Source organism: Vibrio sp. 10N.222.49.A3 (assembly GCF_041475145.1).
GTDB classification, from domain to species: domain Bacteria; phylum Pseudomonadota; class Gammaproteobacteria; order Enterobacterales; family Vibrionaceae; genus Vibrio; species Vibrio tasmaniensis_A.
The window spans coordinates 48,128-70,921 of the sequence record NZ_JBFRVM010000079.1 but is presented as its reverse complement, the minus strand read 5'-3'; the positions used below and the strand labels follow the sequence as shown (position 1 = coordinate 70,921).

The window sequence follows — 22,794 nt, the reverse complement described above, 5'->3', positions numbered from 1 at the left end:
TTTGTTAGGCCATGAATTTCTGTACGTGAACAGGAAGACTGCTGTTTGGCTATGCAAAAACCGAATCAATCATTGTGGCATAAGAGGGATCTATGAAAACAACAATCACAAAAGCAGTTGCAGTGGCAGCGATTGTCATGTCGTTAGCTGGGTGTGTCGGTAGTAATGCCGTTACTGGGAAATTAATGAAGTTCAACGTTGAGGTTGTAGATAACCGTTACGCTCGTGCTGGGGTCAACTTCTTGCTTGCTCCCGTTTACGCTTTAACATTCGCAGCCGATTACATCGTGTTTAACTCGATCGAATTCTGGGCGGGGAAAAACCCACTCACAGGCGCGCCTCATATCTTCGATAGTAAAGTCGATACCATGATTGATGTGAACGACAGCCTAGACGATTCACTAAAAGAAGCCCCACTTGGCTTTAATAATCGTCAGATCGAATGGGGTGAGATGAAACAAATCGATGAGAATACCATTCGTATGGATATTACTTACAATGATGGTCAAAAAGCGGTGCTGTTAGGCGTACGCGATGGTGATAAGGTCAGTTACTACATGGATGGTACGTTAGTATCAGAAACCTCTATTCAAGCGCTTGAGCAGTTAGCTGCCGAGAAAGTGTAACGCTTTCCGTTTTATATAGATAAAAGAAAAGCCGCTGGATTTACCTCCAGCGGCTTCGTGTTTTTTAGTATCTAGTAATTTAGCATCTAGTGCGTAGATTAGTTGTTGCTGTGTAGCTCGCTGTTCAGTTCAACAGCAGACTTGTTCGCTAGACATTCAATTTGGCCAGTAATCGAGTTACGACGGAACAGAAGGTCAGAAACGCCAGCAAGGTCACGAGCTTTAATGATTTCTACTTCGTTGCCTTCTTTATCTAACATGCGAACCTTAGTACCCGCAGTCACGTAAAGACCTGACTCAACCGTACAACGGTCGCCCATTGGGAAACCAAGACCCGCATTTGCGCCTAGTAGGCAGTTTTCGCCGATAGAGATAACCATAGTACCGCCACCCGACAGAGTACCCATGATAGAAGCGCCGCCGCCGATGTCTGAACCGTTACCCACAACAACACCCGCAGAGATACGGCCTTCAACCATACTCACGCCAGTAGTACCCGCATTGAAGTTGATGAAACCTTCGTGCATTACTGTTGTGCCTTCGCCTACGTGTGCGCCAAGACGAACACGAGAAGTGTCAGCAATACGAATACCTGTTGGTACCACGTAATCCACCATTTTAGGGAACTTGTCTACGCAATCTACAGACAGAGCGCGACCCGCTAGGCGAGCTTCTATTTGACGCTCAGCCAGCTCAGGAAGATCGATAGGGCCTTCGTTAGTCCATGCGATGTTGTGCAGTAGACCGAAGATACCGTCTAGTACCGTACCGTGTGGTTGAACTAGGCGGTTAGAGATCAGTTGCAACTTAAGGAAGCCTTCAGCAACTGATGCTGGCTTCTCGTCAGTCGCAAGAACAACAAGAACAAGAGGTTGCTCAGATGCTGCTGCTTTTTCTGCGAAAGATGCGTTTGCTGCATCGTTGTTTGCTGCGAATGCTTTCGCTAGTTCTGCGCTTTGTGCAGCAGAGATTTCGATAGCTTGGTTGCCTTCAGTGTAACCTGCAACTTCACCAACAGCCGCAACAAGAGCGTCGCTTGGGTTTAGAAGTGGGTTAGGGAAGAACGCTTCAATGATTTTATTGTCGCGGTTTTTGGTTGCCGTACCGAAGGCTAGTGAAAAGTAAGCCATGTTGAATCTCCATGTGTTGAGTCTTGATTTTGCTATTTCATAACAGCGGCTCGAATAACAAGCGCTGCCGTTAGCAAAGTTAATTTAATTGCGTTCATCATAAAGAGAGCGCCCTCGTTATGAAAGGGCGCATCGGGATAAAGTCTGTAAAATGATATTGCTTGTCTTTCTGGAGATAGTTTTCTGCAATGAGAAAATGATGCAATTCAACAAAATTTGATATCAAAGTTAGATAACCAACGTTCTTTAAATGAACAACACTCTTTAGATAAATAGCGCTTTATAAGCCTGCTCAATCCCTTCAATCAACATCTGCATACCGATAACGGCGAGTATTAAACCCATCATTCGGGTTATCACGTTCAATGCACTTGGTCCGACAGCTTTAACAAATCGCTCGCCGAATACAAATAAGACATAGGTTAGGGTACATAGTAGGCCGAAAGCGACGATGGTTATGATGGTTTCATAGACCCCCTCGGTACTGGCAAAGTTCATCGCAGTGGCAATGGTGCCGGGGCCAGCGAGAATTGGCATTGCAAGTGGTGAGACGGCGATACTTAGAGCTGCGTCTTTCTGGGCGTCTGAGTTCACTTTCTCTTTTGCTTTGGCGTGTGTTGAATCACCTTGCAGCATGTGGAAGCCAATCAAAAAGACCAAAATGCCACCTGTGATGCGAAGTGCGTAAAGTGTGATACCAAATAGTTCAAAGATCAGTTTGCCAGAGAGTGCAAAAGTACTGACGATGATGAATGCGATAAACACTGAACGGAAAGCGATCGATTTGACGGTTTCCCTGTCATTGTCACCGGTTAATCCAAGAAAAATTGGCGTATTAGCTATTGGGTTCATGATGGCAAAAAAGCCCATGAACACGGTAATGGTATGAATGATGAGCTCTTTCATATTATTCCTTTGAAAAGATGCAGTTAAATACAAATAATTATTAGAAATAGATAGTAGAGCAAGTGTGAATAAAAAACAGCCAGCATAAGGCTGGCTGTTTGGTTTTAGTGATAGGTGTAGAGTTTTGGTCGTCTGTTATTGCTTGTTTCTCAGTTAACGGACTCTATTCTATGGATAGATCGTGGCGCTCAACGTTGTCGTTATGCGTGTTGAGATTCGCTTACTGCTACAGCCAATGCAACCGTCGCACCGACCATAGGGTTGTTACCCATACCGATGAAGCCCATCATTGCCACGTGAGCAGGGATAGAAGAGCTACCTGCGAACTGAGCATCAGCGTGCATTCTGCCCATAGTATCTGTCATGCCGTAAGACGCAGGGCCTGCTGCCACGTTATCTGGGTGCAATGTTCTACCTGTACCGCCGCCTGAAGCAACTGAGAAGTAAGGTAAACCTTGGCGAGTACGTTCTGCTTTGTAGATACCTGCAACAGGGTGTTGGAAGCGCGTTGGGTTAGTTGAGTTACCCGTAATACTCACATCCACTTCTTCTCTGTGCATGATTGCCACGCCTTCACGTACATCATCAGCGCCGTAACACAAAATCTCTCCGCGAGGGCCTTGTGAGAAGCGGCGGCGTTCTGTTTCAACAAGCTCACCTGTTTGGTAATCGTATTGAGTGCGAACATAGGTAAAACCATTGATGCGAGAAATTAAGTAAGCCGCATCTTTACCTAGACCATTGAGTATTACCTTCAATGGGTTGTGACGTGATTTGTTGACGTTGAGTGCGATTTTAATCGCACCTTCTGCAGCAGCAAAAGATTCATGGCCCGCAAGGAAAGCAAAGCAGTGGCTTTCTTCATTGAGAAGACGCGCAGCCAATGCGCCGTGGCCGATACCCACTTGGCGTTGCTCTGCAACACTGCCGGGTTTGGTGAATGCTTGAAGGCCTTCGCCAATGATATTCGCTGCTTGTTCTGCGCTGGTGGCTTTGCGAAATAGCGCCAGTGCTGAACCAAGGATATAAGCATCGGCAGCGCTTTCAAAAGCGATAGGCTGGGTGTCCATCACCAAGGCTTTTGGATCAACGTTGTGGGCTTTGCAGTATTGGTTCGCTTGCTCTAAAGAGTCGAAGTTCATTTCTGCCAATACGCGAGTTACCGATTCATTAAATTGAGTGTTCATCATATCTTTCCTCTAAATTGGCAAAATTAGTGTTGGCGTGGGTTAATGGTGGTAACGGCTTCATCGAAGCGACCATAAGTCCCCGTCGCAAGGTCAGCAGCTTCATTAGCTGGCATGCCTTGGTTAATCGCCTTCATCATTTTGCCGAGGTTGAGATATTCGTAGCCAATCACTTCGCTGTGATCATCAAGTGCAAGCTTGGTCACGTAGCCTTCTGCAAGCTCTAGGTAACGAACGCCTTTTGCTGAGGTTGAATAGCTGGTGCCTACTTGGCTACGTTGTGTTTGACCTAAGTCTTCCAATGCTGCGCCAATTTCTAGGCCGCCTTCAGAGAATGCGGATTGAGTTCGACCGTAAACGAATTGCAGAAAGATTTCACGCATGGCTACGTTAATAGCGTCACACACCAAGTCAGTATTTAGAGCTTCAAGAATGGTTCTTCCTGTGAGGATTTCGGCTGCCATCGCGGCTGATTGAGTCATGCCTGAACAACCAATCGTTTCGATTAGCGCTTCTTCGATGATGCCGTTTTTTACGTTCAGCGTTAGTTTTGCTGCACCTTGTTGTGGTGCACAAGTGCCTACGCCATGGCTTAAACCAGAAATAGCGATGACATCTTTTGGGCTAACCATGGCTTAAACCAGAAATAGCGATGACATCTTTTGGGCTAACCATGGCGCCTTCAACTGGAATTGGCGCTGAAGTGTGAAGATCACCCCTTTGAATAGGGCACATTGATTGAATTTCTGAAGAGTAGTGCATAATGTTTTCTCACTGATAGAGCCATTTAAGACCTAGGGCGTTGAGAAAACAGGACGTGTTGGAAGAGGTGCGGCTAATTCACTACAGATCTTGAGTATCGATCATCCAAAGGTGTCATGAAGCTCGGTCTTAATAGACTAAGTCCATTCCAAAATGGAGGAGTAGCGATACATCCAACAGTATTACCTGTTTTCGATTCTGTAGGAGTCATTAGCACGGTTCAAAAGAACGGGCGGTTGAAGCAAAAGCTTAGGTGGAACCCCATCACCTGATGGCTATAGATTAGATCTTAATCACACTTTTGTGCAAGCGAATGTTTAGAGCGATTTCGACTATAAACAGAGTTCATTATATTTCGATAAGTATAAAAAAACGCCAATAACGAGCTCTGATTAGAGACATTATTGACGTTTTTAGAAAACTTCAGCTAATTAAGCGGCATCTTCTTCTGCGTCTTCAACAGCTTCAAGCTTCTTTTCTTTTTTCGGAGCTGGTTTACGCTTAGCACCTAATGCGTAAAGAACTTCTTCTTTGTTCTTCGCTAGGTACATTGCAAGCTCTTCTTGCTTGCCTTCATCTTCAACTAAATCGCTTTTGCTTAATAGTTCAAAAAGCTCATCAGCCATATCCAGCATTTTGTCGTATGCGTCAGCTTCGGCTTTAGAGGTAAAAGTCATTTTCTCTTCTCCGTTGCGTTCGACCACGTACTTGACGATAACAGCCATGGTTAATCCTCTAAGTTTGATAAATTTTACTGGCTTTTTATACAGTTCCTGATGTTAAAAGTCCAGTTGGAGCCCTAACAATGCGGCCTCAATCTTGATGTGTAGCCCAGTCTTCACAATAACTCATGAAAGATTTCAGTAGCGGGCTTTGATATTTGTCTTTATGGACCAGCATCCAGAATCGACGTTTCATGTCGAGTGGGACATCGAGTGCTTTCACTCGGCCTGAGTCAATTGCTCGTTGCGCAGCCAGCCGTGATAAACACGCGAATCCAAGATTGGCAGAAACAGAATTGATGATCGCCTCAGTCGTGTTGAGCTCAAAGGATTCATACCAATGTTCGATGCGTGGTGCGACGGCACGCAGGAAAAACTCGCGAGTGCCTGAACCAGACTCACGTAAAATCCAATGACTATCTTCTAAATCGCTTAAAATCACTTTTTCTTTTGAATTGAGAGGGTGTTGATTACTAACAATGATACACATTTCATCGCTACTGAACTGGCTAGAGATCAACTCCGGATGGAGTGTTTTTCCTTCAATTAACGCGATATCCAGTTCATAATCCACCAACTTTTGGCAGATCAGCGCACTGTTTGAAATGAATAAGCTCTGATCTTGATGCTGAGTTAGCTCGCGAAAGCCAGACAGAATAAACGGTGCGACCTGATTACCAATTGTGTCACTCGCACCGACCTTTAGATTGCCACTTAAAGGCTGGTCGTCACGGAACAAAACATCAATACCAGCAGCACGATGTAATATCTCATCCGCCAAAGGAAGAAGCTTTTGTCCTTCTTGATTGAGAATTAATCGGTTATTAACCCGGTCAAATAGAGAGTGACCGAGTTGTTTCTCCATTTCGCCTAGCGCCATGCTGACCGCGGCCTTAGACAGAAACAGAGCCTCAGAGGCTGCGGTCAATGTCGAATGCTGGGTAATAGTGACAAACACTTTGAGTTGTTTGATTGAAATATTAGCCATCAGGTTCCTAGTTTTACGCTGCTGGTGGAAAGGTATCGTTCAGTATTAATGAACATTTGTTATATATAATTGGATATTGTTTAACGAAGCGCAAGCGTATTATGGCTTCAACAAGCTGATGAGTTCACAAGTTTAGTGAATTAAGTTTAAGAGAGGCTGACATGATTCAACGTATTAAATATAGATTAACAGGAGCTCCAACTCCCATGGCAGGGTTAGCACTCGCAATTGCAAGTTTAGGCTGGTGTTGGGATGGTGTTTTAGTCGCACAAGGTATTTTGCACACACCGGGTTTGGTGCAGTGGGTCAGTGCTGGTATTGCGGCGGTATTGCTTCTTGTTTTAGCTGTGAAATTTTTGATTCACGGCCACTTATTACGTGAAGACCTTGCTCACCCTGTTGTCGGCAGTGTTGTACCCACATTCGCAATGGGTTGTATGGTGGTGTCTGCTTCGTTGGCTCCGATCTCTCAATTCTTACAAGAAGCTGTGTGGCTCGCTTCGGTAGCGTTACATGTTGTGTTCTTGGTGAGCTTCTTATACCACAGAGCTAAAAACTTTGAGATTCACCACATGGTGCCAAGTTGGTTTGTGCCACCAATCGGTATTATCGTGGCAGACGTTTCTTTTTCAGGTAACCCGATCTTAGAACCCGTTGCTCACGCGACTTTAGTCTTTGGTTTATTGGTTTATGCCGTAATGCTACCTCTTATGATCTACCGTTTGATCTTCTCTCATGAAGTACCTGACGCAGCAAAACCAACCATTGCGATTATGGCGGCACCAGCAAGTCTATCTTTAGCAGGCTACCTAACGGTGACGGCAAATCCTTCGCCAGTGATCATTGGGTTACTCTTTGGCATTGCAGTGTTGATGACGTTTATTATTTACATCGCGTTTTTCAAACTACTTCGTCTGCCATTCAGCCCGGGTTATGCGGCGTTTACATTCCCAATCGTGATTGGTGCAACGGCGCTATTCAAATTGGCGGCTTGGATGCAAACTGTTGGTGTGGAAACTCACTATGTGGATCAAGTCTTCAACCTAGCCTATCTAGAATTGATTGTGGCAACGTTTGTAGTGGGTTATGTGGCGGTTCGTTATTACATGAATTACAAACCTCACCGTGTTCTAAGTGCGGTAGGCAGTAGATTGTAAGAATCAATAGTTCAAAAGATAAACGGACCTTAAGTTTTCAGTATTTCATAAGCTTATATTCCTAATCCAAACTCGGCACTTATGCTAATCTGGCTTTATATTGTGGCAAGATTAGCGTGAGTGCACTTTGTTTACTGTTTACCATTCCAATAAAGTCGATACTTTAAAAATCCTTCTCGTTCACTTAATCAAAAGTGATCCTTTAGCCAATCCTTTCGAAAAAGAGCAGATCTTGGTTCAGAGCCCAGGTATGTCTCAATGGCTTAAGATGGAACTCGCCAAAGAGTTTGGTGTAGCAGCAAATATCGATTTCCCACTTCCAGCAACCTTCATTTGGGATATGTTTACCCAAGTGCTTCCTGATGTACCTAAACGCAGTGCTTTTAACAAAGAAGCGATGACGTGGAAGTTGATGAGTTTACTACCCGCTAAGCTTGACCACCCTGATTTCTTGCCTCTGCAACGTTATCTTGAAAATGATGAAGATGACTCTAAGTTGTATCAATTGGCAGAGAAAATTGCCGATATCTTCGATGGTTACTTGGTGTATCGACCAGAGTGGATGGCGATGTGGGAAGCGGGAGAGCCCGTTGCTGAATTGGTCGATGATGAAGGGCAGCAAGAGCACCCTTGGCAACCGATTTTGTGGCAAGCACTCTATGAGCAAACCTTGTCTCAAGGCCAATCTAAATATCACCGTGGCAACTTGTATCACGACTTTATTGAAGCGCTAGCCAAGCAACAAGGTCAACTGCAACATCTGCCTAAACGCTTATTTGTGTTTGGTATTTCTTCGCTGCCTCCTCGTTACATGGATGCGTTGAAAGCACTTGGCGAGCAGATTGATGTGCACTTGATGTTTACCAACCCTTGCCAACATTACTGGGGCGATATTCGCGACCGTAAATATTTGGCAAGAGTTGAAGCCCAGCGTCGCAAGCAGTTTGCGTTGGTTGATGGTTTACCTCAACTAGAAGGCGAAGTATCACCATTGAAAGATGGCATTGAAGCCAACGTTGAAGACGAACTGCATACCAGCCAAGCCGTGGGTAATAGTTTACTTGCGTCTATGGGAAAGCTGGGCAGAGATAACCTGTTCTTGCTATCTCAATCAGACAACGAAGAGCATGAGTTCTTTATTGATGTTGAGAGGGATAACCTGCTGCATCAATTGCAAGCTGATATTCTTCAGTTAGAAGATCATCAAGACGACCACATCTTAGATTCCAGCAACCATAAACAGGTGGTTGAGCTTGGCGATCGCTCTCTGACCGTACATGCGTGTCACAGCCCAATGCGTGAGGTTGAAGTCCTTCATGATCAGTTGTTGGCGATGTTTGATGCCAACCCGACTCTGAAACCACGCGATATCATCGTGATGGTGTCTGACATTAATGCTTATAGCCCAGCGATTCAGGCGGTATTTGGTAATGCTCCAGGTGAGCGTTATATCCCTTACTCGATCTCTGATAGAACCGCAGACCAAGAAAGCCCAATTCTGACCGCCTTCATGCAGTTAGTCGCGCTACCAAACACGCGCTGTTTAGCCTCTGAGTTGCTAGAGCTGTTAGAAATTCCTGCGATGATGGCACGCTTTGGTATTGACGAGTTTCAATTCGAGCAAGCCAAGCAATGGGTTGAAGAAGCAGGTATCCGTTGGGGGGTTGATGCTTCAACGGCGACAGAATTTGATCTACCTGCGACCGAGCAAAACACTTGGCTATTCGGCATTCAGCGCATGTTATTAGGATATGCGATGTCGGATTCTGCGGGTTTATTTGAAACTGAACACTCCCCGATTGCCGCTTATAACGAAGTTCAAGGCATTAGCGCCGAACTTGCAGGTAAGTTAGCTCACTTTATCGATCGTATTGCCCATTACCGTCAACGCCTAACTGAAACACAATCTATCGATATGTGGCGTGAAACCTTGCTGCAAATGATTGATGATTTCTTTGCTGTTGAGTTAGAAGGTGAGGTGGTGCTTAAGTCGATTCGCGATGCACTTTCGCAACTGAATGAACAGCTTGATGATGCCTTGTATGAACAAGAGTTGTCGCCAAGCATTATCTATCAGTACCTCAATAATAAGTTATCTGGCGCGCGTATTAGCCAGCGTTTCTTAGCGGGCCAAGTTAACTTTTGTACCTTAATGCCGATGCGTTCTATTCCGTTCAAAACCGTCTGTTTGTTAGGCATGAATGATGGTGTTTACCCTCGCTCAATGCCGCCAGAAGGTTTTGATCTAATGAACGGACGCACACGACCGGGCGATCGTTCTCGTCGTGATGATGACCGCTATCTATTCTTAGAGGCGATGCTGTCGGCGCAAGAATGCTTGTACATCAGCTATGTCGGCCGTTCAATTCAAGATAATACCGAGCGAGTGCCATCGGTGCTCGTTTCAGAGTTGATAGAGTACTGTCAGCAGAATTACTGCTTGAGTGACGACCAAGCGTTACCAAGTGATGATTCAGGCATCAATCTGACTCAAGCGATCAGCTTTGAACACACCATGACACCGTTCAGCCCCGCAGCTTTTACTCAAGGTGATGCGAGCCATGTGCTGAGTTACGCCAAAGAGTGGCTTCCTGCGGCTAACCGTTCCGGTGAACGCAGTGGTGAATTCAATCGTGCATTGGATGATTATTTGTTGGATGCGACGTACCCGTTAGAACTCGACTTGGTTGAGTTACAGCGTTTTTGGCGTTTGCCAGTGCAGTACTTCTTTAATCGCCGCCTAAAAGTGGTATTTGAGCCGCCACTTCCTGTGATGGAAGACAATGAGCCATTTGTACTTAATGGTTTAGAGAGTTTCCAACTTAAAGATGCATTACTGCAAGTGCTGCTAGACCACCCTGAAGGCGCAGACGAAGCCGTTCGATTGTTTGTCTCTGAGCAAAAAGCACAGGGCAGATTACCGGTTGGCGCCTTTGGTGATATCGAATTTGAAACCAACCGTGTTCAAGCGGAAGACTTAGCCAAAGAAATTCGATTTGTGAGCGGATCACCGCAACAAGATCTCGAAGTGAATATCGAACTTGATGTGTTAGGCGAAGGTAAACCTGTTCGTTTGATGGGATGGTTAACTCAAAACTATCAATCGGGTTTAGTGCGTTTCCGCAGCGGTAAAGTACGCTCTCAAGATTATTTGGCAGCGTGGATTGATCATCTATGTTGTGCAGTCATGGGACACGGAAAAACGACCCATATTATTGGCTACGACAGAAAAGAGGGCGTGGTTCACCAAACGCTACAGCCTATCGGCGATGCGCAGCAAGCGAAAAGTATATTAGCTGAGTTAGTACGACTGTTTTATCAAGGCATGACTGCACCATTGCCTTATTTCCCGAAAACCGCATTGGCTGGCGTTGAAGCGGGCTTTAGCCGTGGTAAGTGGGTCGATGACGAAGAAAAGTCGCTCAAGAAAATGGCCGATACCTTTAATGACAGCTTCGCCTTTACGGGTGAGGGGAGAGATACTTACATCTCACGTATTTGGTCTAAGTGGGACGATGAGCTGGCTGTTGAGTCGCGTATGTATTCAACGCTTGTGTTACAGGCGGCAAGGTTGGCTGCTGCCGATCTGGAAGATCAGGAGTAAGTGGTTGTGATCGACAAGATCAATAGCGAGTGCGCTGAATTAATGAAAAACGAAAGAGAGTCGCTGGTCAGCATTTGGGATGCCTGCTTTCAAGATGAAGGGAATCAAGGTGAAGAAAAGCAAGGTACAGGAAATAAAGTGGCCGCCAGTAAATCATTATTAGTGTAGGGCGTTCGCTGTACGGCCACAGGTCAGAGGGACCATTATTCTGTGGTTCAAAGTAACGCCGTAAAGTACAAAACTCGTACGCGCCCCTGAACTCGTGGGCGCATAGTAGCGAGGCGATCTGAATTGATCCGTGAGAGAGATCGCACTAACTATTAACAAATTAGCGTAGGACGTAAATTGAATGACGTTTTCCACGCTAGGTCACATTTATAGCAATAGTCACATTTTTAACAGACTCATCTATCAAAAGGCAGTAAGGCATGACGACCACAAGCAGTGTTCAGGTAATCGCTCCAAAAACACTCGATACCATGACGTTTCCACTTCATGGCGCGCGTTTAATTGAAGCATCGGCGGGTACGGGTAAAACATTTACCATTGCTGGCTTGTATTTGCGCCTACTGCTCGGGCACGGTACGGCCGCTCCACAAGGTGATCTGACTGAAGCCACTCGACACCATGAGCCGCTAACCGTAGACCAAATCTTGGTTGTGACCTTTACTGAAGCGGCAACGGCAGAGCTACGAGATCGTATCCGTGCTCGAATCCATGATGCACGTATCGCGTTTGCACGTGGGCAAAGTGACGACCCAGTGATTGCGCCTTTGTTACAAGCCATCGAAGATCATGCTGGTGCTGCGAAAACCTTACTCAATGCCGAAAGACAAATGGATGAGGCGGCGGTATACACCATTCACGGCTTCTGTCAGCGTATGCTGACTCAAAATGCCTTTGAGTCTGGAAGCCGTTTTGATAATGAATTTGTGACCGATGAAAGTCACCTGAAAGCGCAAGTGGTAGCTGACTATTGGCGTAAGCAGTTTTACCCGCTGCCAATTCAACTGGCGGGTGAAGTGCGAAATATTTGGGGCTCTCCCGCTTCGTTATTGGCTGACGTAAATCGCTACCTGACGGGTTCTCCACTAAAGCTAACTGTGGAAGCAATGTCGGGTGACTTGCAAACTCTGCACAATCAAAACCTAGCTAAAGTGAAGCAACTTAAGGCGTTGTGGTGTGAATCTGAAGCGGACTTTTTGGCTTTGATTTCAGGTTCAGATGTGAACAAGCGCAGCTACACTAAGAAGTCTTTGCCGACTTGGTTAGAAGCGGTAACAGCATGGGCGCAGAGCGACACTCACGATTACCAGTTTCCAGATAAACTAGAGAAGTTCTCTCAAGCTACTCTGATTGAAAAAACACCGAAAGGCACGGCACCTCAGCACACCGTTTTCGAAGCGATTGAGAACTTCTTAAATTCTCCAGCAGACCTGAAAGCCCCCTTGCAGGCACATGCGATTACTCATTGTCGAACCATGTTAGCCAAAGCTAAACAGCAGAAGCAGTGGTTATCGTTTGATGATTTGCTGACTCAGTTATCCGCGTCCATTGATGTGGATGAGCAATCACTGCTGGTGGAGAGAATCCGCACCTTATACCCAGTGGCGATGATCGATGAATTCCAAGATACCGATCCGCTGCAATACAGTATCTTTAGCCGAATCTACCTAGATAACCCGCAATGCGGCCTGTTTATGATCGGCGACCCGAAGCAGGCTATCTATGGCTTCCGTGGCGCGGATATCTTTACCTATATCAAGGCGAGAAACCAAGTTAGTGCTCACTACACTTTAGGGACTAACTGGCGTTCGAGTGCTGATATGGTCAGTGCAGTAAACCAAGTGTTTATGAATTCGGACAGTCCGTTTATCTACGACCAAGACATTCCATTTTTTCCCGTCGCAGCCAGCCCATCGGCCGACAAACGCCAATGGGTGATGAACGGAGAAACCCAGCATGCACTGACCTTTTGGCTACAAGAAGCGGAAGACAAGCCCTTACCGAAAGGCGAATATCACAAAGCAATGGCTGAGGCGACGGCGAGTCAAATTCAAACCATTTTGACCGCTTCTCAAAACGAGCAAGCTTATTTTGATAACGGTAAAAAACAACATGCCGTGAATGCAGGTGATATTGCTGTCTTGGTTCGAACTGGTAGTGAAGGTCGCCTAATTAAAAATGCGTTGTCGGAACAAGGCATTGCGAGCGTGTATTTGTCTAACCGAGATAGCGTGTTCACCAGCTTGGTCGCACAAGACATTCAACGCCTACTGCAAGCGGTGCTGACGCCTGAAAATGACCGTGCATTGCGTGCGAGTTTAGCGTCAGAGTTGTTTGCTTTGGATGCCGCATCATTGGATGAACTCAACAACGATGAAGTGGTTTGGGAAAATGTCGTTAACGAATTCCGAGAATATCGTAAGTTGTGGCTGCAACGTGGCGTATTACCAATGCTTCGCAGCGTGATCAGTAAAAGGCACCTCGCGGAACGCTTACTAGAAGAAGAAAATGGTGAGCGCTCACTCACTGATTTGATGCACATTGGCGAACTGTTGCAACAAGCTAGGCAGGAGCTCGACAGTGACTATGGCTTGTTACGTTGGCTAGCAGAAGCGATATCAGATGCGCAAAATGGTTTAGGTGGCAGTGAAGACGACATTCAACGCCTTGAATCAGAGAGAAACTTAGTTCAAATCGTCACTATTCATAAATCGAAAGGTTTGGAATATGACCTAGTATTCCTGCCGTTCGTGGCGAGTTATCGTGAAGCGAGTGAAGGTAAGTTCTACGACCATGAATCAGATACCACAGTGCTTGATATTACGGGTAGCGACAGTGCCTTAGCGCAAGCCGACAAAGAGCGATTGGCGGAAGACTTACGTTTGATTTACGTGGCGCTTACTCGTGCCGTTTACGGTTGTTTCATTGGTATGGCTCCTTTACGTAAAGGGCGTTCAACCAAAGAGCCGACCGGCGTTCACTTAAGTGCCATGGGCTACTTGGTTCAAAATGGACAAGAGCAAGGCATCGCTGAGTTACATCAAGCTCTGTCAGCGATTGAGGGTAAGAATTCAAGCGTATTGCTGTCTGAAACGCCTACCGCTCACGAACAAGTTTTTGTGCAAACAGAGCAAGTGAGTGACGACTTACAGGCTAGTGAACTTAAAGCTTCAATTGACCGAGCTTGGCGAATCACCAGTTACTCGGGGCTTGTAAAACAAGGCAGTCACGGCGCAAACCATGATGCGACGATTGAGGTGTCAGGTTTTGATATTGATTCGGCTGATGAACAAGACGAGTCGGAATTGATTGAACCTGAACGTTCTATATTCACGTTCCCTCGTGGCGCTCGCCCTGGTACTTTCTTGCACACCTTATTTGAGGATGTTGAATTTACTGAGCCAGCAACCAGCGAACATAACACGCAAGTAATTACTCACTTATTAGAGTCAGAGCAATACGAGTTAGAGTGGCTACCTGTGCTTCAACAGCTTGTTGATACGGTGCTAAACACCGCTTTAGATGGAAAGAACTTAAAGCTGAGCGAGAAAGGCTCAACTCAACGATTAGTCGAAATGGAGTTCTTGTTGCCGATCGAAGTGTTGGCCGCATCTGAGCTGAATGAAACCATTCAATATCATGATCCGTTATCGGCTAAAGCGGGCGACTTAGGTTTCCAAACAGTACAAGGCATGCTGAAAGGCTTCATCGATTTAGTGTTCGAGCACCAAGGTAAATACTATGTGCTCGACTGGAAATCGAATCATTTAGGTGATGATGTTGCCGTCTACCATGGTGAGGCATTGAAATCGGCGATGGCCGACCACCGTTATGATCTGCAATATCAAATCTATGCGTTGGCATTGCACCGCTTCTTACGCAGCCGCGTTGCGGATTACAGCTATGATCAGCACTTTGGTGGGGTCTATTACTTGTTTTTAAGAGGAATGGACGGCCAATCTCAACAAGGTATTTTCTCGGCGAAACCTACATTGGCTTTGCTCGATGAAATGGATCAATTGATTGACGGTAAAGTGATAGACAGACGTTCAGCACAATTGAATGACAATGAAACTGGACAGATGGGGCTTTTATAATGACAACAACGACCACTAATACCAGTACAGAAGCTGCGAACACGCTAAAGCCAGTTTCACTTATCCCTGAGCAGCTCATGAATGTATTAAAGTTCCTAGCGGACAAAGGTTCAATTCGTCAGTTGGATTATCAATTTGCCCGTTTTATTGCTCAGCAAGCGACGAGTCATTCTCAAGAGATCGGGTTTCTAGCTGGCGTTGTAAGCCATGAATTAGGCAAGGGGCATATTTGTACTCAGCTTATACAGCAGCATAAGGCAGGCCCTGAACAAACGACAGATCTAGCCCAGTTGCTTGGTTTGTACGGTGAAACGGCACTGCAATTGAACCAAAAACTGTTGGGTATTGATTGGGTGACTGTTCTGCAATCATCTAACCTAGTTGGAACAACTAATGACTGCGTTAAGCCGCTGATGTTTGATGGGCAGCGTGTCTACTTACAGCGTTATTGGAACTACGAAGTTGTGTTGGCTGAAACTCTAAACCGTTTAAGTAAGCCAGTAGAGTTCAATATTGAGCAGAAAAAAGCACTGACTGAGACGCTCAATCAGCTTTTTGCACGCAGTTATCACTTCCTGTTTAATGCCTTAACCAAGGCTGAAGCAAACCAACAAACCTCTCAGGTATTACGTCAGCAGTTAGTGTGTGACCATCTAGATATCGTCGATGAACAGGCTTTGGATTGGGGTTCTATCGATCAAGCGATTGTTCAAGCCAAACAAGTGACCGATTTAGATGTTCTGGATAGTCTAGTGCCGTTATCTGTCTGTTTGAACTGGCAAAAAGTAGCGGCAGCGGTGGCGTTAAGTCGTCGCTTCGCGGTGATTTCTGGTGGGCCGGGTACCGGTAAAACGACCACGGTAACTAAGTTGCTGTCGGCGATGGTCGAGCAATCACTCAGCCAAGGTAAAATACCGACGATCAAGCTGGTGGCTCCGACAGGTAAAGCGGCGGCGCGTTTAACTGAGTCGATTGGTAAAGCGATTGAACAATTACCTCTGGCGCCTGAAGTAAAGGCCAACATACCGACGGAATCGAGCACTTTGCACCGATTACTTGGTGCGATCCCCAATCGAGCGGAGTTTAGACACAACCGACGTAATCCACTTCACCTTGATATCTTGGTGGTGGATGAAGCATCGATGGTCGACTTATCCATGATGTATAAGCTGGTGGATGCACTCCCTGAACACGCAAGGTTGATTCTGCTTGGTGATAAAGACCAGCTCGCTTCAGTAGAAGCTGGTGCCGTGTTGGGTGATATCTGCTCGTTTAATTCAACAGGCTACAGCACAGCGCAAGGTAACTTGATTGCGGAAATGACAGGCTTTGATGCGATAGCTAAACCCAGACAGGTCAAAACAGGATCGGCTAACCCTCCTGCGATTGCCGATAGTTTGTGTATGCTGCAGAAGAGTTACCGTTTTGATGCACGTTCAGGTATCGGACAGTTGGCAAAGGCGATCAATAACGGCTCTGCTAATCAGGTCGATCAAGTGTTTGCGAAAGGGTTTGCGGATATTGAGAATCATCCCTTGTCGAGTGACAGCTATAACTTGATGCTACGTACTTTAGTTAATGAATATGGTGCGTATCTGAACCGAATGAATGTGCCATTGGAAGAGCTAGAAACTCAAGAAGCGAGAGCGAAATCGGTTCTCGATTTGTTCAGCCAGTGTCGGTTGCTGTGTTCCATTCGCGAAGGTGACTTTGGTGTTAAAGGCCTCAACCACAGAATCGAAAGGGCACTTGCCGCAAGACGCTTGGTGAATCCGCACAACGATGAATTGTGGTATCACGGGCGACCAGTAATGGTAACGCGCAATGATCATGGCTTAGGTTTATACAATGGTGATATTGGTATCTGTATGCTTGAGGCTGATGTAAGTAGCTCTTCTTCAATTGATGATAACTCAGCCCCTCGATTAAAGGTGTACTTTGAATTGCCCGATGGCAGTGTAAAAGCTGTACTACCAAGTCGAGTGCCTGATCATGAAACCGCGTATGCAATGACGATACACAAATCTCAAGGCAGTGAATTTGATCTGACCTTAATGATCTTACCGCCAGACTTCAGCCCTATTTTAACGCGAGAACTTATCTATACGGGTATAACGCGTGCTAAGAAACGACTGATGATGCTCAGTGATACCAATGTCTTGAAGCGTGGTATTAAGGTAAAAACAGAGCGAGTGAGTGGTTTAGGAAGTCGACTAACCAACTGACGGTCAGTGGTTTTAGTGGAGGTGTTACTGGAAGTAAAACTACGAAATAGCTGGGTAAATCGTATACACAAAGCAACCATCCGTGGTTGCTCTGAACGTTATCAGGAATCAGTACCTAAAAACGCTCGAGTAAACGATATATGGTTTATCTTGTATTTTGGTTGGCAATTCAAAATAAACTCTTTTAGATTTTCGCTCACAGGGAACACGCAGTGTACGTCTAACCCTTCTAAGAATTGGTTATCAGCCATATCCCAAAAACTTTGCAGCGAGTTACAAACAATGGTTCTCATATCAATGTTGCTCTTTTGCTGTTTATATTAACGAGCAGACTAATGACTACTAGCATGCTGATCGTTAACGGGTATAGCAATCCGTGCAGTGACCACCTAAATGTCATAGATTAAACATTCGGCGGCATTCCAATAAAAACGCTTGTCGATATTCATAAAGCGTGCAAATTCTATACAATTACAGCTGTGAATGAAAGTGCATATTTAATAAATCTCACATGAGAAACGATTGCATTTGCAATAGATTCCTTATTAAAGTGAGATTTTACTCCAAATTTAATTTACACATTTAACGCTAAGATCTTGGAATTCCTTTGATAGTTGTACAGACCTTGCTTTTCCATTGGTAATTCATCAACAGTAATCTCGTAAAAACCCTGTTCACGAAACCAATGAAGGCTGTGTGTGGTAAGAACAAAGATCTGGTCGATATCACGAGATTTGGACTGATGACGCATGTAATCCAGCAGTATCTGCCCACGGTTGCCATCTCGGTAGTCTGGGTGAATGGCGACACAGGCCATCTCTGCCATGTGATCTTCTGGATAAGCGTATAGCGCAGCGCAACCAATGATCAGACCGTCTTTTTCGATGATGGTAAAACGATGGACTTCTTGTTCTAACTGCTCTCTTGAGCGACGAACAAGAATGCCTTGTTCTTCAAGAGGGCGAATGAGGTCAAAGATACCACCGATGTCATCAATCTGAGCTTGTCTGACTTGTTCGGCACTCGCCATGACCACTTGGGTTCCAATACCATCAAAAGAGAATAGCTCTTGGATCAATGCGCCATCGGCTTTGTAGCTGATCAAGTGACAACGAGGCACGCCTGCTCGGCAAGCGGAGATCGCTCCTTTCAAGAAGCGCAGTGTTCCGGTGCTCATGTCTTCGGCGGGGTTCTGGGATTCCGTTAAGCGTTCAAGAATTTGCTTGGCGTCTTTAGGGAAGAGTTCGGCGAGTACATTACCGCTTTCGTCAGTCACCCCTTGCTCAGAACAAAAGCCAATCAGTTTGTCGGCTTTCAAACGGATAGCAACTTGTGTCGCGACCTCTTCCGAAAGCAGGTTAAAGCTTTCGCCAGTGACTGAACTGGCAATCGGCCCAAGAAGGACGATGGAACCTTGGTCAAGGGTGCGATTGATCCCTTCGATGTCTATTCGACGAATGCGTCCGCTGTGGCAGTAATCTGTACCATCATCGACGCCTAAGGGTTGAGCGGTAATGAAGTTACCACTCATAACATTCAGTTGAGTTCCTGCCATTGGGGTGTTGTTCAAACTCATTGAAAGACGAGCGGTGATCGCAAGTTGCAGTTGTCCAGCCGCCTGCATTGCAACACCTAAAGAATATTCATCTGTGACTCTAATATTTTTATGGTAAGGCGTATGGCAGTCTTGCTTCTCTAACAGTTGGTTGATCTGTGGTCTTGCCCCATGAACGAGAACAATCTTAACCCCAAGACTATGAAGCAGGGCTATATCACTAATAATGTTGCCAAAGTTTCTATCGGCAACGGCTTCACCCCCCAACATAATCACCATGGTTTTACCACGGTGAGCATTTACATAAGGGGTCGATTGCCTAAAGCCTTTGACTAGCGCCGTACTTCTTAATTTCACAGAATAAGCCTTCCTTGTTTATTTATTCGATAATTTAGCATTTAAATTCAAATCTGAACAACAACTTTTTGGAATGAAGCGCAAACTATTCTCATCTAGGCTTCATTTTATAAACTGTCTCAGTGTACAATGCGTACAGCATCCTTATGAGTCGTAAACGAATGCAAAAAAATCCAGTAAGAAAAAGTAAGATTGATGAGATCGCAAAAGGTCTCTACAGTGGAGCAGAGCAGCGCAACAAACCTAAATTGAGACGTAAGCTCATTGAACGCAGTTTAATGGTTTTAGCTTTGGTGGGTTCGTTTGCCGTCGCTTCCTTGTTCGCCGATGTGTTTTCTCGAGTACAAGATGCGGTGACACCAGAGACACTGCTATATGGCACTTGGGTAGAGCAAGATGTCGCTCGTTATGCTGCGGACGAGTTTGTATTGAATGATAATGGTGTGTCAGTACGTGGCTCGGTTGTATCGACTCATTTTGACTTTGATGGTAAGTACTTCGAATATAAGGCAGGCAATAAAGCGTATCGCTTTCGCCTAACGAATTCTGATAAGACAGAAATGATGCTTGTATCGGATAATCACTATAATCCAGTCTTTCGCCTTAAAGGTTATATAGATAACTCAGTTCGATAGGTTATCTTATACCAATCGTAGTAAATAACTGGTCACCCTAGCTTGTTAAAAACCTCGATAACTTCGTTAGAATTTTTGATTGTAGAATAACTACTTATCGAAACTTCTTATCGAGAAGAGCTGCCTTGTTCTCAAGATTTTTTCCTACGCTATTTTTGAACACTTACTTACTGTGATTGGTATTATTGTAAACATTTACAATCTAAGATTGTGTTATCTGATCGTTTTTGTCATCCTCGATGCATAGAATATTTAGGATGACTCTTGTGATTAAAAAATGGCTTCCCCTTGTTGCTGCCTCTTTCTTATTTGGCTGTGCTCAACCCACTGATCTTGCCCAACAACACCTTGATGGTGAATTTCCCCGAACCTTAAATAAGGTCGATTTGGTTGAATCTAATAAACCAAGAGACTTCACCGCATTTGCAGAGCAAGCTGAGATGGTGGTTTCTAAATCCCCTTCGATGGCTAAAATCTATGAGCCGCTTTATCAGCAACTCAATGAATGGGCGGTGCTGAGTGGAGAGCCGAGTGAACTCGCTAATTTTGGCGTTCAAACTGCTCAATTAGGTGGTGGTGATAAACAAGGTAATGTTTTATTCACGGGTTACTTTTCTCCTGTAATGGAACTGCGACATGAAGCAAACGAAGAATACCGATTCCCTGTTTATGGGCTTCCAGAGTGTGATAAAGAGTGTCCAACACGCGAAGAGATCTACAACGGTGCATTAGAAGGCCAAGGTCTTGAGTTAGGTTATTCAGCAAACCGTATCGACCCATTTATGATGGAAGTACAGGGCAGCGGCTTTGTGCATTTCGGAGATGATGACACGCTGCAGTATTTTGCATACGCGGGTAAGAACAATAAAGCTTACGTGAGTATTGGCCGTGTTTTGATCGAGCGAGGTTTAGTGCCACGCGAAAAAATGTCATTGAAAGCTATCAAAGAGTGGGTCTTGGTAAACGATCCTGAAGTGGTAAAAGAACTGCTTGAGCAAAACCCATCTTTCGTCTTCTTTAGCGCGAGAGATGATCTATCCGTAATGGGTAGCGCTGGCATTCCTCTATTACCGATGGCGGCGGTAGCGGGCGATCGCTCTATCTTACCAATGGGAACACCTATCCTGGCTGAGGTTCCGTTACTGAATGCTGATGGTACTTGGAGCGGCGCGCACCAACTAAGACTACTATTGGTTTTAGATACCGGTGGTGCGGTTAAGCAAAACCATTTGGACCTCTACCATGGTATGGGCCCACGAGCAGGAACTGAAGCGGGTCATTACAAGCATTTTGGTCGGGTGTGGAAGCTGGGTCTAGATGGCAGCGCAACCGAAGCGCCTTGGGCTTTGCCTCCTGAAAAGGTCGAGTAAACAACAATAAAATGGGGCATTGAAAGCGAATCGCTAATCCCCTAGACTTTTAATTCAAGAGTGCGTATAAAACGCACTCTTTTCTTTTTCTCAGAAATAAATTGGCGGCAACAATGCGTGAATTGACCACTCCAGCTTCAGAAAACTATGACCAACGATTTGGTGGCACTCGTCGCCTGTATGGCAATAGTGAAGTAGATATACTTAGAGCAGCACACGTGTGTGTGATCGGTATTGGCGGTGTCGGTTCATGGGCGGTTGAAGCGCTTGCTCGTACTGGTTTAGGTGAGCTGACATTGATCGATATGGATGATGTGTGCGTGACGAACATTAACCGTCAAATCCACGCAATGTCGGGCACGGTTGGTAAGAGTAAAATCGAAGTGATGGCAGAGCGCGTTAAGCTGATTAACCCTGAGTGTAAAGTGAACCTGATCGACGACTTTATTGGTCCTGATAATCAGGCTGAATACCTATCGAAAGAGTTCGACTTTGTGCTCGATGCGATTGATAGCATGAAAGCTAAGGCTTCGTTGTTGGCGTATTGCCGTAGCAACAAAATCAAAGTGATCACTACGGGTGGCGCGGGTGGGCAAGTTGACCCGACTCAAATTAAAGTGGCTGATCTGACTAAAACGATTCAAGATCCGTTAGCGAAGAAATTGAAAGACACATTGCGTCGTCATCATAATTTCCCTAAGAACCCTGCGCGTAAGTTTGGTATCGATTGTGTGTTCTCGACTGAGCAACTTAAGTACCCACAAGCTGACGGCAGTGTATGTGCTGCGAAAGCAACCGCAGAAGGTCCAAAGCGAATGGATTGTGCGACGGGTTTTGGTGCAGCAACGGTTGTCACGGCTACCTTTGGTTTTGTGGCGGTTTCACGTATCGTAGAAAAGATCGTTCAAAAGCACGCTAAGTAACGTCTTCTTCTCAATTAACAATCGACTGGATATTAAAATGACCACATTCCCAAGCTTTCCATTCGGCAAAGAAATTACCAGTGATGATATTGTCGCAAAAATGCAGACTTTCAGCGGCTGGGAAGATCGTTATCGCCAGGTGATTCAGTGGGGTAAGAAACTGCCTAGCATGCCTGATGAACTGAAAAGTGAACAGGTTGTCGTATCTGGTTGTGAAAGCCAAGTGTGGTTGGTTTCTCAAAATATCGACGGTGTTTGGCGCTTTTGTGCTGATTCTGATGCGCGTATCGTTCGCGGTCTGATTGCATTAGTGATGGCTGCGTATGATGGAAAAACATCAGAGCAGATTCAAGCGTTCGATATCGATGGATACTTTGAACAAATCGGTTTAATTACCCATCTAAGCCCATCTCGCGGCAATGGATTAAAAGCGATTGTTGCTCAAATCCAAGAGCTAAGTGCTTAACATTTCTTAGATACACAGAAACAAAAAGGGTTGACGCTAAACGCCAACTCTACATAATTTCGCTACTCGCTACTCGCT

At 45.4% G+C, this 22,794-nt stretch carries 17 protein-coding genes, 1 pseudogene and 1 riboswitch; of the genes and pseudogenes, 10 read left to right on the top strand and 8 right to left on the bottom strand.

All coding sequences use genetic code 11. The features are described 5' to 3' along the window. The first annotated feature begins 92 nt into the window (after positions 1 to 92). Positions 93 to 626, top strand: a complete 534-nt coding sequence (locus tag AB4589_RS14980) for a DUF3332 domain-containing protein (protein ID WP_371709372.1) — start codon at positions 93 to 95, stop codon at positions 624 to 626. 98 nt (positions 627 to 724) lie between these two features. Here AB4589_RS14980 and dapD read toward each other — a convergent pair whose 3' ends face one another. From dapD to AB4589_RS14950, 6 genes and pseudogenes are all read right to left on the bottom strand, one after another. Continuing rightward, positions 725 to 1,756 (bottom strand): 2,3,4,5-tetrahydropyridine-2,6-dicarboxylate N-succinyltransferase, encoded by a 1,032-nt coding sequence (gene dapD / locus AB4589_RS14975; RefSeq protein ID WP_371709373.1) that lies wholly within the window; start codon positions 1,754 to 1,756, stop codon positions 725 to 727. A gap of 264 nt (positions 1,757 to 2,020) precedes the next feature. Next, positions 2,021 to 2,662, bottom strand: coding sequence for a MarC family protein (locus AB4589_RS14970; protein ID WP_371709374.1), 642 nt, complete (start codon positions 2,660 to 2,662; stop codon positions 2,021 to 2,023). A gap of 200 nt (positions 2,663 to 2,862) precedes the next feature. Beyond that, positions 2,863 to 3,852: a GGGtGRT protein gene (locus AB4589_RS14965; RefSeq protein WP_372100959.1), complete on the bottom strand. Its 990-nt coding sequence runs from the start codon at positions 3,850 to 3,852 to the stop codon at positions 2,863 to 2,865. A 23-nt stretch (positions 3,853 to 3,875) separates the two neighbouring features. Beyond that, a pseudogene (locus AB4589_RS14960) lies at positions 3,876 to 4,611 on the bottom strand (iron-sulfur cluster assembly scaffold protein). A 194-nt stretch (positions 4,612 to 4,805) separates the two neighbouring features. Next, positions 4,806 to 4,889: riboswitch (Fluoride riboswitch) on the bottom strand. Between the two features lie 153 nt (positions 4,890 to 5,042). After that, positions 5,043 to 5,336: a YebG family protein gene (locus tag AB4589_RS14955; RefSeq protein ID WP_004735185.1), complete on the bottom strand. Its 294-nt coding sequence runs from the start codon at positions 5,334 to 5,336 to the stop codon at positions 5,043 to 5,045. A gap of 88 nt (positions 5,337 to 5,424) precedes the next feature. Further along, entirely contained in the window at positions 5,425 to 6,321 is an 897-nt protein-coding gene (locus tag AB4589_RS14950; protein ID WP_009848350.1) for a LysR family transcriptional regulator, read from the bottom strand. A gap of 161 nt (positions 6,322 to 6,482) precedes the next feature. Between AB4589_RS14950 and AB4589_RS14945 the strand changes: the two genes are divergently transcribed. The 5 genes from AB4589_RS14945 to recD all read left to right on the top strand — a co-directional run bounded on the left by AB4589_RS14945 (position 6,483) and on the right by recD (position 17,410). Continuing rightward, entirely contained in the window at positions 6,483 to 7,478 is a 996-nt protein-coding gene (locus tag AB4589_RS14945; RefSeq protein WP_017098030.1) for a TDT family transporter, read from the top strand. A gap of 127 nt (positions 7,479 to 7,605) precedes the next feature. Continuing rightward, positions 7,606 to 11,082 (top strand): exodeoxyribonuclease V subunit gamma, encoded by a 3,477-nt coding sequence (gene recC / locus AB4589_RS14940; protein ID WP_372100957.1) that lies wholly within the window; start codon positions 7,606 to 7,608, stop codon positions 11,080 to 11,082. A 6-nt stretch (positions 11,083 to 11,088) separates the two neighbouring features. Further along, positions 11,089 to 11,250, top strand: a complete 162-nt coding sequence (locus tag AB4589_RS14935) for a hypothetical protein (protein WP_167851843.1) — start codon at positions 11,089 to 11,091, stop codon at positions 11,248 to 11,250. Between the two features lie 260 nt (positions 11,251 to 11,510). Beyond that, on the top strand, positions 11,511 to 15,185 hold the full coding sequence (recB, locus tag AB4589_RS14930) for an exodeoxyribonuclease V subunit beta (RefSeq protein ID WP_371709377.1): 3,675 nt from the start codon (positions 11,511 to 11,513) through the stop codon (positions 15,183 to 15,185). Then, complete coding sequence (gene recD, locus AB4589_RS14925) at positions 15,185 to 17,410, top strand: exodeoxyribonuclease V subunit alpha (RefSeq protein ID WP_372100954.1); 2,226 nt, start codon at positions 15,185 to 15,187, stop codon at positions 17,408 to 17,410. The genes recB and recD overlap by 1 nt, the downstream gene beginning before the upstream one ends. A gap of 101 nt (positions 17,411 to 17,511) precedes the next feature. Here the strand turns inward: recD and AB4589_RS14920 are convergent, their stop codons facing one another. Together AB4589_RS14920 and argA are read right to left on the bottom strand one after the other, a co-directional pair. Then, positions 17,512 to 17,703 (bottom strand): hypothetical protein, encoded by a 192-nt coding sequence (locus AB4589_RS14920; protein WP_009848356.1) that lies wholly within the window; start codon positions 17,701 to 17,703, stop codon positions 17,512 to 17,514. Between the two features lie 281 nt (positions 17,704 to 17,984). Next, positions 17,985 to 19,322: an amino-acid N-acetyltransferase gene (gene argA, locus AB4589_RS14915; protein ID WP_135444946.1), complete on the bottom strand. Its 1,338-nt coding sequence runs from the start codon at positions 19,320 to 19,322 to the stop codon at positions 17,985 to 17,987. 161 nt (positions 19,323 to 19,483) lie between these two features. On the opposite strand from argA, the gene AB4589_RS14910 reads away from it, so the two are divergent. The 4 genes from AB4589_RS14910 to csdE all read left to right on the top strand — a co-directional run bounded on the left by AB4589_RS14910 (position 19,484) and on the right by csdE (position 22,716). Continuing rightward, positions 19,484 to 19,957: a DUF2850 domain-containing protein gene (locus AB4589_RS14910; protein WP_102250039.1), complete on the top strand. Its 474-nt coding sequence runs from the start codon at positions 19,484 to 19,486 to the stop codon at positions 19,955 to 19,957. Between the two features lie 257 nt (positions 19,958 to 20,214). Further along, positions 20,215 to 21,327: a murein transglycosylase A gene (gene mltA / locus AB4589_RS14905; RefSeq protein WP_017101899.1), complete on the top strand. Its 1,113-nt coding sequence runs from the start codon at positions 20,215 to 20,217 to the stop codon at positions 21,325 to 21,327. Between the two features lie 113 nt (positions 21,328 to 21,440). Then, positions 21,441 to 22,250 carry a tRNA cyclic N6-threonylcarbamoyladenosine(37) synthase TcdA gene (gene tcdA / locus AB4589_RS14900; protein WP_102250040.1) on the top strand — a complete coding sequence of 270 codons (810 nt, stop codon included), beginning with the start codon at positions 21,441 to 21,443 and terminating at the stop codon, positions 22,248 to 22,250. A 37-nt stretch (positions 22,251 to 22,287) separates the two neighbouring features. Further along, complete coding sequence (gene csdE / locus AB4589_RS14895) at positions 22,288 to 22,716, top strand: cysteine desulfurase sulfur acceptor subunit CsdE (RefSeq protein WP_009848361.1); 429 nt, start codon at positions 22,288 to 22,290, stop codon at positions 22,714 to 22,716. Positions 22,717 to 22,794 lie beyond the last annotated feature (78 nt).

Excerpts from the sequence above, each read along its gene's own strand:
- AB4589_RS14970 (WP_371709374.1), bottom strand. The coding sequence starts at position 2,662 with ATGAAAGAGCTCATCATTCATACCATTACCGTGTTCATGGGCTTTTTT.
- AB4589_RS14955 (WP_004735185.1), bottom strand. The coding sequence starts at position 5,336 with ATGGCTGTTATCGTCAAGTACGTGGTCGAACGCAACGGAGAAGAGAAA.
- mltA (WP_017101899.1), top strand. The coding sequence starts at position 20,215 with ATGACTCTTGTGATTAAAAAATGGCTTCCCCTTGTTGCTGCCTCTTTC.
- csdE (WP_009848361.1), top strand. The coding sequence starts at position 22,288 with ATGACCACATTCCCAAGCTTTCCATTCGGCAAAGAAATTACCAGTGAT.
- AB4589_RS14920 (WP_009848356.1), bottom strand. The coding sequence starts at position 17,703 with ATGAGAACCATTGTTTGTAACTCGCTGCAAAGTTTTTGGGATATGGCT.
- AB4589_RS14950 (WP_009848350.1), bottom strand. The coding sequence starts at position 6,321 with ATGGCTAATATTTCAATCAAACAACTCAAAGTGTTTGTCACTATTACC.
- AB4589_RS14965 (WP_372100959.1), bottom strand. The coding sequence starts at position 3,852 with ATGATGAACACTCAATTTAATGAATCGGTAACTCGCGTATTGGCAGAA.
- AB4589_RS14980 (WP_371709372.1), top strand. The coding sequence starts at position 93 with ATGAAAACAACAATCACAAAAGCAGTTGCAGTGGCAGCGATTGTCATG.
- recB (WP_371709377.1), top strand. The coding sequence starts at position 11,511 with ATGACGACCACAAGCAGTGTTCAGGTAATCGCTCCAAAAACACTCGAT.
- AB4589_RS14945 (WP_017098030.1), top strand. The coding sequence starts at position 6,483 with ATGATTCAACGTATTAAATATAGATTAACAGGAGCTCCAACTCCCATG.
- tcdA (WP_102250040.1), top strand. The coding sequence starts at position 21,441 with ATGCGTGAATTGACCACTCCAGCTTCAGAAAACTATGACCAACGATTT.
- AB4589_RS14910 (WP_102250039.1), top strand. The coding sequence starts at position 19,484 with ATGCAAAAAAATCCAGTAAGAAAAAGTAAGATTGATGAGATCGCAAAA.
- dapD (WP_371709373.1), bottom strand. The coding sequence starts at position 1,756 with ATGGCTTACTTTTCACTAGCCTTCGGTACGGCAACCAAAAACCGCGAC.
- recD (WP_372100954.1), top strand. The coding sequence starts at position 15,185 with ATGACAACAACGACCACTAATACCAGTACAGAAGCTGCGAACACGCTA.